Source organism: Gilliamella sp. Nev3-1, assembly GCF_001690435.1.
Lineage (GTDB): Bacteria > Pseudomonadota > Gammaproteobacteria > Enterobacterales > Orbaceae > Gilliamella > Gilliamella apicola_C.
The window spans coordinates 20,962-33,209 of sequence record NZ_LZHN01000075.1 but is presented as its reverse complement, the minus strand read 5'-3'; the positions used below and the strand labels follow the sequence as shown (position 1 = coordinate 33,209).

General features: G+C 38.8%; 8 protein-coding genes. All 8 read right to left on the bottom strand.

The annotated features are described in order from the left end of the window. Positions 1-3,515 (bottom strand): DUF6531 domain-containing protein (locus A9G40_RS12930; RefSeq protein ID WP_065583355.1); only part of this gene is annotated, 3,515 nt, incomplete at its 3' end. Beyond that, a complete protein-coding gene (locus A9G40_RS12925; RefSeq protein WP_065583354.1) occupies positions 3,490-3,861 on the bottom strand; it encodes a hypothetical protein in 372 nt (123 codons plus the stop codon). The genes A9G40_RS12930 and A9G40_RS12925, both read right to left, overlap by 26 nt. 8 nt (positions 3,862-3,869) lie before the next feature. Further along, on the bottom strand, positions 3,870-4,607 hold the full coding sequence (locus tag A9G40_RS12920; RefSeq protein WP_065583353.1) for a DUF4123 domain-containing protein: 738 nt from the start codon (positions 4,605-4,607) through the stop codon (positions 3,870-3,872). Positions 4,608-5,356: 749 nt separating this feature from the next. Further along, positions 5,357-6,469, bottom strand: coding sequence for a bifunctional diaminohydroxyphosphoribosylaminopyrimidine deaminase/5-amino-6-(5-phosphoribosylamino)uracil reductase RibD (gene ribD / locus A9G40_RS12915; protein ID WP_065583352.1), 1,113 nt, complete (start codon positions 6,467-6,469; stop codon positions 5,357-5,359). Positions 6,470-6,477: 8 nt separating this feature from the next. Next, complete coding sequence (gene nrdR / locus A9G40_RS12910; protein WP_065567847.1) at positions 6,478-6,930, bottom strand: transcriptional regulator NrdR; 453 nt, start codon at positions 6,928-6,930, stop codon at positions 6,478-6,480. 224 nt (positions 6,931-7,154) lie between these two features. Further along, the gene (gene thrC, locus A9G40_RS12905; RefSeq protein WP_065580726.1) at positions 7,155-8,444 is read right to left on the bottom strand and encodes a threonine synthase; all 1,290 of its coding nucleotides are present in this window, start codon (positions 8,442-8,444) and stop codon (positions 7,155-7,157) included. A 107-nt stretch (positions 8,445-8,551) separates the two neighbouring features. Then, positions 8,552-9,490, bottom strand: coding sequence for a homoserine kinase (thrB, locus tag A9G40_RS12900; protein ID WP_065583351.1), 939 nt, complete (start codon positions 9,488-9,490; stop codon positions 8,552-8,554). Then, positions 9,491-11,947, bottom strand: coding sequence for a bifunctional aspartate kinase/homoserine dehydrogenase I (gene thrA, locus A9G40_RS12895; protein WP_065583350.1), 2,457 nt, complete (start codon positions 11,945-11,947; stop codon positions 9,491-9,493). Positions 11,948-12,248: the final 301 nt, after the last annotated feature.

Genomic DNA, 12,248 nt, shown 5'->3' with positions numbered 1-12,248 from the left:
TCGTACTGATAATGGCGGTCACCTTGAATCAATAAGCGGTTAGCCTTGAGCTTGTTGCTGTGGGGGCAGGGTGCTTTGGGGGTGCCATGGGTTTTGGCAGTAGGTGATGCGTGTTTTAATTCATCAAGTGGCTTTTCACTGCCCAGTAAGTTATCGGCTCCGTCAAAATAAAAGTGCTCATGATAGCCTTTATAGCTCAGCTCATCCGGTAACTGTCCTTGGCTATAAGGTTGGTGGCTAGCGCTACTGAGTCGGCTTTTTAAGTCGTGGGTGAAGGTTTTTACCCCTTTGTAGTTGTCGGTCATTTGGGTGAGCTCACCGGCAACATTATATTGGTAATGACGTTCAATCGGTTTATTCAGGCTGTCTTTGACCCTGACTTTTTGATTAAGCAATCGACCACGGCTATCAAATTGCTGATGACAATTGAGTTCGCCAAATCGCCCCATGCTACGGGCAATTTCATTGCCTTCCTGCCAGCGGTGGGTCGATAGTGTTTGACCGTTTAGGTCGATTTGGCTGACTTCATCACCTCGGTAATAGTGGGTTAAGATGTTACCATCAGGCAGGCGCATTCTAAATAAGCGTCCCGCTTGGTCATAATCAAAATATTGACTACTAAAGCCTTGGTGCTCTTGCGTGATGCGTCCACATTTGTCGTATTGCCATACCAGTGGCCATTTGCCATCGTCCACCTCATTGAGTCGACCAAATCCATCATAGTGGTAGGTGACCTTTTGTCCATCAGGCAATATACGGGCAGTTAACCGTCCGCAATGGTCACGCTCATAGGTGGTGATTAAGGCGGTGTCGTCTTGTCGAGTATCGCCGTATTCTGTTCGCTTGATTATCTGGTCATTAGCATCATAATCCCAAACGATATAGCGCCCATCAAACAGTTTTTCTGTTTTTACTTTGCCACTCGGCGTGTAATCAATATGATAATGGTCGCCATTGGCATTAATAATGTCGCTAATTTCACCATGCACATTGTCATAGAAGTATTCGCTATAACTGTTGTCGGGATAACGAATGCGTTTAATCAGCATGGTGTTGTCATGATATTCGTAGCACGTTTCACGCTGCTTTTCGTCAACTTCTTTTGTTATGCCACCATACGGGTTATAGCTAAATTGGCGTGAGCTACCATCCGGCCAACGTACGGCAGCTAGCCGTCCAGCATCATTCCAGACCAACCGAGTTGCTGGTAGTTGGTCAATCGCTTTTTTATGCTCATATTGTTGCGGATTGCTGGTGCTTTCAAACACCAGTTTGCCCATGGCATTGTAACGGTAATAGGTGATTTCACCACTGCGACTTTGGTATTCAAGCAGTTGCCCCAGTGCGTTGATGGTATAGTGTTCGCTGGTCTCATCGCCATAGCGGATAGCACTTAATAGGCCGCTATCGGTCCACTGATAGTGCAACTCTTCTTGCATGGGGTTGATATAGCACAGCAGTTGTCCATCACTATCATATTCCCATTTTTCTTTGCTTTTTTCACTGGCATCGGCACTGTACTGTATACGCTCCATTAATAAGCCACGATTAAAGCGTTGCCATAAACGCTGGCCATCGGGATAGGTGACTGATATGCAATTGAGCTCACCGTCATAGCGATATTCGGTGGTATTGCCTAAGGGGTCGGTTTCGGCTAAAAGCTCTCCTTCTTGACCATAGTGACGTTCAATTGTTGCACCACTCGGTGAAATATGCTTAACCTGACGGGCGGATTGTTTATCATGCACCCATATCTCTTTTGAGCCATCGGCATAAATCGCCGTAGAAGTGCCCGCCGCATCATCCCATTCATAGCGTATTTCTGTATTAGGAATATTACTCCAGTGACGCAGTGCTCGCACCGCTTTGCCTTCACCTTGCCATTCCCAATAAAATTCGGCGCCACCGGCTAAACGGCGTTGGCTAAAGACATAATCGTCACGATACGTATAACGCTCCGCTTCGTTAGCCGGATTGATGGCTTCGCTAAGTTGCCCGCGTTCATCATAGGTGTAGCGAATAATCGGCTCTGGCACAGCATCACTCAAGGTAATATGCCGTTTTAAGCGAATTTCGGCTAGGCGGTGACCTTGCTCGGTGGCAATATAATCAAACAGTAAACTGGCCCCCGCTGGGTTTTCTAATCTTATTGGTAGGTCGGTTTTATCGTCATAATGAAGATGGAGATGTTGTTTTTTCTGAGAAAAGCCGGTTATTTTACCGCTATTATCCGCTAAACGGTTAACATGCATGACCCAACCATTTAAACTGTCCGAGGTAAACAGGTATTCCTGCTCTTGCTCTCCTAACCAGACTGCAGTTTTCGCCATCAAATTAGCCGATAAGGAAATCGCCTTGTCGGGCATGGGTAGGGAAATGATAAGATTTTGATGGTCAACCCATTTAATGGTTTCGTCTTTATCATTAAAGGTGAAATGATGCTGTAATGAGTGGCTCCAACCATAACCAAATACTGAGCTCACTTCGACGGCGGTGGTACGATATTGTCGTTGGAACGTAAAAGGATAAACCCCTAATAGTGTCGCATCATCAAGTAATAACAACTCTTCACCGGTGACCATGGAGATAGGGCACCCTGTGGTTGTGCATTTTTTCGTCGATTGCGAGGCGGTATCGTTATGGGTGCTTCCTGATGAGGTTTCTTTTTTGTGTTCAATTTCTAGATGTGTTTTTTGCTTCGCTCCGGCTCTAGTTTCTTTATTTAATTTTGTCATTAAAGTGTTTTTCATTTGGTGTACTAATTTAGCCACTTTCTCGAAAAAATCTTTGACAAGATTTGTGAGGGACTTCAAAATAGTTTTTAAAATTTCCCAGATTTTTTTTACTAATCCAGATGCTTTTTTGGCAACTGAGGTTAAGCGATAAGCCATATAAGCCAAGCCAACAGGACCCGCAACTAATGACAGCAAAGCGCCAAATATTAGCCCGCGAAGGATATCGCCCAATATGTTTCCACCAAGCGAAACCAGCTCCGGTAAGATATTACCCCATGGATACATTTTGATATTTAATAATACGGCGTTAGCAATTAAGTAAATCGCACTTTCATCACTAAAAAATGCCGCTAAATGTAGCGCAAAATCTTTACTTTGCTCAAGCGATGCTTGAATATCAATGTTAGGTATATCACCGATAATATCGTATAATTTTGCTGCACCATCATAAATCATTTTTCCGTATTTTACTGGGTCGGTAATAACGTTATAAGCCAGTTTAATGTCATCCCAGACACTAATAAAACCATCAAATAAGCCTTTAATGAATTTTTTTATCAGTTCAACAACATCAATACCTTTTTCCCATTGCGGTTTATATTCTTGCCAAGAAGCATTTAACTGGGTGTACATCGCTGACATGAGTTCATCATAAGCTTTGAATAACTTTTTGTTGTTTTCCACTAAATTGTTATCGATTGCTTCAGCAAAATAGGATTCATTTACCGTTAAATCAGTAAATACGGCTCGCCCTTCAGCGTCGGTTTTTTTTCTCGTCAACCGTTTCGTTAAACCACGTAGAATTATATTTAATTAATTTAATTAAAACATCAGGAATCGGTAAATTAAGTATTGACTCGTGCTTAAGCACAACTTCTATTTTTCTATTCTCTGGACAGGTTATGGTGGTGGTTTCGATACTCTTTTGTTCGTAACTGGCTTTTTTATCGTTATTATTAATAGACAACACTCTGTCCATTTCAAAGGTCGGACCGCCCAAAGCACCGGACGTTTTATTAAAGGCTTGAACACACCAGTCTTCAAGTATTTTTTTGTATTCTTCAGTTAATAAGGCTTTTCGTTTAAATAAGTCTAAATCGCGTTCAATTGATTCAATGTATTCCATAACATTCCTTATTTATTACTAAAAAAGTCTGCGTTTAAAATTTCAAATGGATTGGTGGCTAATTGCAACTCTTGTTGTAACGCTAAAACTAATTGCTGTGTCATTTGGCTATCTGCTGTATTTGATTTATGCTTAGCGGCTAGGTGCATAATTTTTTGTTTGATTAATGCTTCTGGAAAGGCGTCATATAGGGGTAAATTATTTTCTTTTAACCATAACAACATATTACTGATTAAAGGTGTCAGTGTCGTTTGCACTAGCGTGTCAATGAGAGGCTGTGGCACCTGCCACCAAGGCGAAGTTTGCACCGCTTGCTCAACGGGTACATGCACCACATGTGATTGGTGATTAATCCAGTAAAAAGCAAAAGCAGGCAGCACGTCTTGCCAGCTATCGGTAAAATAATCAAGCATGATTGACAAGTATTCACCATCCCAATAGCGAAAAAACACCGTTTCACCATCGGGCATAATCGCTTGGGTTAAGCTCCGTAAATGAGCGCAGATGTCTGCAAAGGGTAAATGAGAGCGTGCTAGCCAACCCCAGTCTTTGTGCTCAGTGTTATTAATCCAATCTAAAAAGGGGCTATGCTCATCAAGCCTAACTAGCATAGGCATAACAGAAAACCAGTGCTCGTAAGGAGTGCCACTATAAAGACCATAGGGCGTTTGTGAGCCATCAGTGATATAGTAATTTTTAACCGCTTGCGCATCGCTGACATTAGAAAGTACGGCATACAAAGGCATGGCAGAGGTAGCGGTAATCGTGCGCCATTAAGACAGTGGCATAGCTAGCATAATCTGCTCCTTGCATTGCGCAATAAAACCCGTACTACTAAAAATCCGTTTAACTTATAAAAGACAAGAAAGGGATATTGAATAAGGCGATTGATGATTAAAGCAATATGACTAACAGCGCGCTCCATGATATTTACCTAAATTCCTTTAGAAAGTATTAAGAAACCGAAAAATAAAGATATTTTTTAGCTAAGATAAGATTATTTTTTATTCTATGCAACCTTTTTTTAGTCTATTTTTGTTATTTTTTACTTATTTTGAAAAATCAATACATCTGTATCAGGTTGTTACGCTTGGCGTAAATGTGAATCAAAATTAAAGGGGGTATTTGATAATATCGAAGCACTTTATTGGCAACATAAAGTATTAGCTGCATCAAGCTTAATGCACCATATTAGGAATATGGGCTATGATGGAGCAGAAAGAACGGCAAATCGAATATGATAAAAATCAGTCAGAAAAAACATTGATTTTATTGAAGTTTTTGTTTTGTGAAATAATGGCAAATAATGACGAATAATGACATTACTTCTTTTGCGACAAGGCTATTTTATGATGCACTGCCCGATATATTTAAATATTAGGCGTATGTGAATACTAACTTTTTTGTAACGAATATTTGCTTTGCACTAACTGGCTATTAAAGGCTATTTTAGCTATTTGCTATAGTCTTAATAAGCGTTTTATCAACCATATAATCATCTTCTTTTTAAAACAACCCGCAGATCTTCACCTACCATCGTAGTCGATTCGAACTGAAAGTTGGGTGCCATGGATAATTTTTGTAAATTAGGCAATATACACATATCTTTCGAATTATGCCCAAGTAATTTTGGCGCATAATAGATAATCAGTTCATCAACTAAGTCTTGGTCTATTAGTGCGCCAGCTAAGTGTGCACCAGCTTCAACCCAGACGGAATTTATGCCTTTTTTTCCAAAAAGTGTTAGTAAATGAACTAAATCAATATGATTTTGGGGAGAAGATTCAATAATTAATTGAGTGTTGGGGTTATTGAGCGCAATATCTTGTTTGCGCACTACCCATATTTCGCCCAGTTGCTTAAAAATATTTTCTTCGCCTGTTAGTTGATTCTGACTATCGATAATGACTCGTATGGGTTGCCGAATATTTTCAGGAGGATAAATTTGTTTTATGTCATCAGGCAATTGTGCATGCCTGACTGTTAAGCTAGCATTATCAGCTTGCACCGTCATGCGAGTGCTCAATATACAACTTGCTTGCGCTCTGTATCTTTGTACATCTTGCCTTGCAATACTTGATGTTATCCATTTGCTTTCACCTGATGCCATAGCGATTTTACCGTCTAGCGAGGCAGCTAGTTTAAGTTGTACATATGGCAATCCAGTTCGCATTCGCTTTAAAAAACCTTTATTAAGCGATTCAGCTTGAGCGGCTAATACTCCAACAATAACCTCAATTCCCGCATCACGTAATCGTTTAATTCCATTACCTGAAACATCGGGGTTGGGATCTTGCATAGCAATCACAACACGTTTAATTTGCGATCTAATTAAGGCATCAGCACAAGGAGGCGTTCGCCCAAAATGACTGCAAGGTTCCAATGTCACGTAAGCCGTTGCACCTTGTGCGGCTTTTCCAGCCATGTTAAGTGCGTAAACTTCGGCATGTGGTAATCCTGCTTTTTGATGATAACCCGTGCCCACAATCTGATTATTTTTTAAGATCAGGCAACCGACATTAGGATTAGGTGACGTGGTAAAACGACCCAGTTTAGCGAGCTCAATAGCTTGCTGCATATAAAAATAATCGTTATCGTTTATTATCATTTAGGGTGTTATTTCTGTTGTAATTTGGCAATTTCATTACTAAATTGTTCGATATCATCAAAACTAAAATAGACCGATGCAAAGCGGATATAAGCTATTTTATCAAGCTTTTTGAGTTCTTCAATAACGTAACGACCAATTAATTTCGCTGGTATTTCACGTTCGCCTGTTGATCTAATTTTTGATTTTATACGTGTAATAGCATCTTCAATCGAGTCAAAGCTAACAGGGCGTTTTTCTAAAGCTCGTTTTATACCATTGCGCAATTTATCTTCATTAAATGGCTCACGAACTTTATTACTTTTAATGACATTAGGCATAATTAATTCAGCAATTTCAAATGTGGTAAAACGCTCATTACATTCAACACATTGTCGTCTTCGACGTACTTGAAAGCCTTCACTAACAAGCCGAGAATCAATCACCTTAGTATCATTTGCATTACAAAACGGACAAAACATAATAATATCCTTATAATGACACAATTTAGATTACAATAGCTCAAAATTTTGATTTAAACAAGATTGATTAGTATTTTCTATTCTTGATGAGATGTATATTTTAGCGTTAAGAATAAAGGGAGCTATTTAATGAGTAAGATTAGCTAAGCGGTAAAGTAAGACAATTGAGAGCATTATCACTCAATGAATTAAATGCCGCCGATTTCTTGGCGGCAGTACAAAATTTACCATTCTAGCTTCATTAAAAAATTACGTAATTTGGTAAAATCATTCGGCATATAATGGGAAAGTAGTGTCATATCTGCTCGTTCAGCTAATGCGTTAGGAAGTGCAATTTGCTTGCCAAGAATATTTTCAACGACTTCTTTAAATTTAGCAGGGTGCGCAGTACCTAAAAATAAGCCATATTCACCCTTTTGTAACTGATCACGTAAAGCACGATAAGCAATTGCGCCATGTGGTTCGGATAAATAGCCTTTTTGATCGAGTTCACAAACGGTTTGTTTAGCAACTTCATCAGAAACCGCCGCATGAGCCAGTGATTTAAGATCCCAACCTTCACGCTGATAAATTTCTTCAATTCTAGGCCAGTTATTGGGTTGACTAACATCCATTGCATTAGATAGCGTTGCAATTGTTGCATGTGGTTCCCATTTACCAGTTTCTAAATATCGAGGTACTGTATCATTCGCATTAGTTGCTGCAATAAAACGCTTAATTGGTAAGCCCATGGTTTTTGCAAGTAGCCCAGCGGTTAAATCACCAAAGTTGCCACTTGGAACCGAAATAACTAATTGCTCACGTTGTTTGGGTGTTAATTGAGCGTAAGCTTCAAAATAGTAACATATTTGAGCGAGTAATCGGCTGATATTGATCGAATTAGCAGAGTTCAAACCAATTTTAGTTTTTAATTCTTCATCATCAAATGCCTTTTTCACTAATGCTTGGCAGGCATCAAAATCACTTTTGATGGCAATGGTATGAATATTATCACCAAGTGTACAAAAGAGTTTTTCTTGTAATGGGCTGATTTTCCCTTCAGGGTATAAAATAACGGCCCGAATATTCGGCAAATGATAAAATGCATGGGCGACAGCTGCGCCTGTATCGCCAGATGTCGCAGTTAAAATAGTGATTTTTTTATCTGCTGCCACTTGAACTAACGCTTGTGCCATAAATCGCCCACCAAAATCTTTAAATGCTAGTGTGGGACCATGATAAAGCTCTAATGAGCCAATATCTGCTTCAACGGATGTTATGGGGGCAGGAAATTGAAAAGCATTTTTAACTAGTCTGTACATATCATCACTGCTAATTTCATCACCAATAAAAGCAGATAATATTTTGGCGCTACGAGTAACAAAATCAAGATTTAATAATGATTCAATTTCGTTTATGGAAAATTTAGGGAGTTCTTGGGGAAAGAATAGGCCTTGGCCTTTTCCTAATCCTTGTTGTACCGCTTGAGAAAAACTAACTTGTTCTGAATGATCTTTTAAGTTATATAATTTCATAATTATGTTCCGGTTATCTTTAATCTTTCACTTTTACTGCTATCAGCTTGAACAGTAAAAAGTTAACGTATTTTTTAGATTTAGTCCTGTTTTTATAATAAATAAACTTAAATAATTCTTGCGCCTAGGGGATCTATTTTACAAATATGGGTAAAGCCTTCATCATTTTGTAAATAACAATGTTTAAGCAGTAATTCAATTTGTTGTGCAGTTTCAAGTTGATCTGCAATGACAAACATTGTTGGACCTGAGCCAGAAATTCCCGATGCTAGAGCTCCGAGCTGTTTGGCCCGTTTTTGTATTTCATCAAAGCTAGGTAATAATTGTTTGCGGTAAGGTTCAGCAATATTATCAACAAGCATTGCCGAAGCCAATTTAGGTTGTTTGGTATAACAAGCATGCAAAAAACCACCCACATAGCGACCGTGTGCTACGCAATCCGCTTTTTGATATTGAGCCGGTAATATTGCTCGCGCTTCAGCGGTTGAAACCTTAATACCGGGGTATGCCATCACCCAATACCAATCTTCAAAATGAGGTATTGATTCGCTAATTATGCCTATTTCATCAAGGATAAGTTGCATTCCACCTAAATAGCAGGGTGCCACATTATCATAATGCACGCTACCCGAAATGCGTCCTTCAAGCTTCCCCATCATTGTAAGCATTTCAAACTCATTAAATGGTTTATCAAAAAACTCATTTAAGGCAACAAATGCGCCAACCACAGAGCAAGCACTTGATCCTAATCCCGAACCTATTGGCATATTTTTTTCAAGAGTCATACTGACGGGCAATGTTTTACCCATTGCTTGACAAAAATACTGCCAGCATTGATAAACAATATTGTTTTTGGGATCATTGGGGAGGTTTTTCACAAATGAACCTTTGCTAGTTAACAAAAATTTGCTAGCAGGTTCAACAGTGATACAATCGCCAAGCATCACACCACTAATAGGGCTAATTGCTGCACCTAATATGTCAAAGCCAACACTAATATTAGCCATTGATGCAGGCGCATAAACAGTTAAAGATTTATGATTCATTTAGCCTCCTATTTTGCCTGATGTGGTACGTAAAATATCAGCAAAAACACCCGCAGCGGTAACATCATTGCCAGCTCCATAGCCTCGTAATACGAGTGGTATAGGTTGGTAATAACGCGTATAGAAAGCTAAGGCATTTTCGCCATTTTTGACTTTATAAAGAGGATCTTCGCTATCAACGGCTTCAATCTTAACATGGCATTGCTTGTTTTCTATACTGCCAACATAGCGCAGAACTTTGCCTTTTTTTGCGGCTTGTTCTGATTTTTCTTTAAACACGGCATCCAATTGTGGCAATTGTTTCATAAACTCATCAAGGCTACCTTGTGTATACTCAACAGGTAGAACAGATTCTACATTGATTTGATCAAGCTCTAATTGTAATCCTGCTTCTCGAGCTAAAATTAATAGTTTTCTCGCCACGTCAGTGCCTGATAAATCATCACGAGGATCAGGTTCAGTAAAACCTTTCTCTTTAGCCAATTTAGTTGCTTCAGACAATAACATGCCTTCATCAAGTTTACCAAAGATGAAAGAAAGTGAACCTGACAATATACCTGAAAATTTAATAAGCTCATCCCCTGCATTGAGTAGATTTTGTAAGTTTTCAATAACAGGTAATCCAGCGCCAACATTAGTATCGTACTGGAATTTTCGTTTACTTTTTGCCGCTTCTTGGCGTAAACGCAAATAATAAGCCATTGAACTGGTATTGGCTTTCTTATTTGGCGTGACGACATGAAAGCCATTAGCTAAAAAGTCCGCATATTTATCAGATACTTCACTACTTGATGTACAATCGACTAGAATTGGGTTGAGTAATCGATTATTTTTAGCAAACTCAATAATTCCGTCTAACGTGTAACTATGTTCACTTTGTCTGATTTGATCTCGCCAATTGGTCAGATCAATACCATCACGGTTAAGGACATTATGTTTAGAATTAAATAGCCCACAGACACGAAGATCGATCTGTTTGTTTTTCAGCCATTTTTGCTGGCGACTAATTTGATCAATAAGTGCGCCACCAACGCCACCAACACCAATAACAAATACATCAAGCATTTTGTCCGTACCAAATAACATTTGGTGAGCAACTCTTACGCCCATTATGGCAATATCATTATCAACCACAACAGAAATTGAGCGTTCAGATGAACCTTGAGCAATGGCGACAATATTAATATTCGCTCTGGCTAGGGCTGTAAAAAAGTTAGCTGATAAGCCTCGTAATGTACGCATACCATCACCGACAACTGAGATAATTGCTTGTTTTTCAATGACTTCAATAGGTTCAAGTAAACCATCTTTTAGCTCTAGGAAAAATTCATCATTTAATGCCTCTTCAGCTCGACTGAGCTCAGTTTGTGGTACACAAAAACTAATACTATATTCTGATGAAGATTGGGTAATAAGCACCACTGAAATGCCGGCATAAGACATGGCAGAAAAAATGCGAGCCGACATACCCACCATGCCCTTTAAGCCAGGGCCAGAGACGTTAATCATTGCCATATTATTTAAATTAGTAATGCCTTTTACTGGTGTTGTTGAATCAACAACATTGGCACCGATTAATGTACCTGGTACATCAGGATTATTTGTGTTTTTTATTAAGCAAGGAATTTGAAATTGAGCAATAGGTAAAATAGTTCTTGGGTGAAGAACTTTGGCGCCAAAATAAGATAGTTCCATTGCCTCCTGATAAGATAGAGTTTTAAGAAGTTTTGCATCTGGCACAATACGGGGATCACAAGTATAAACACCATCGACATCAGTCCATATTTCACAACTATTAGCACGCAGACATGCAGCTAGTACCGATGCAGAGTAATCCGAACCATTACGCCCGAGAGCAACGAGCTCACCTTTATCATTACCCGCAGTAAAACCAGGCATTAAAATTATATGATTTTGGGGAATATGCATTTCACTAAGTCGGCGTGAAGACTCTGCGATATCGACGGTTGATTCTAAATAGTTACCTTCAGCAATTAGCATTGCTACTGGGTTTATTACAGTAACTAAATGCCCCCTGGCTTTAAGCAGTTCTTCCATAATGGCAATAGATAGTTTTTCGCCACGGCAGATAATTGATGCATTAATGCCATCTGGGCATTGACCTAATAAAGCAATCCCCTTAAGTAATTGCTTAACATTGTTTAATTCATCAAGTGCAAAGCGCTTCATCTGTTCATAAGCAAAATTAGGTTGTGCTTTTGCAATTCCTTCTAGTAAATTAGCAAAGATTTTCTCAGCATCACAGATATTATTTTGTATATCCTGCCCAGCAACTGTTTTTTCTACCATTGCAACTAAATGATTAGTGATTTTAGCTGGTGCGGATAAAACAGTTGCGTTTTGCTCTTGTTTAGCATTATTTTCAATAATCTCTGCAACGCGTAAAAAACGTTCTGCGTTAGCGACAGATGTTCCTCCAAATTTTAAAACTTTCATATCACACCTTTACTTATTGTTCTAATTTATGCCTATTACCATTCAAAATACCTTTTACCAAAAAACATCATCGGTTTAAAAGTAGTAATAAGAAATCAAAATATTAAAATTTTATCTTTCTTTACTCTTATGGTTTTTGAACCTATTTTTATAAAACTAAAAACCCGCCTATTTTGGCGGGTTTTTTATATTTTCAAGGAAAAATTAACCCGCCCTATCTTGAATAATAGTGCTTAAGGTGCTAATAATGTTTGAAATAATCATTATCATTTTCATCATTTCCTAATTAAATTTATTTTTT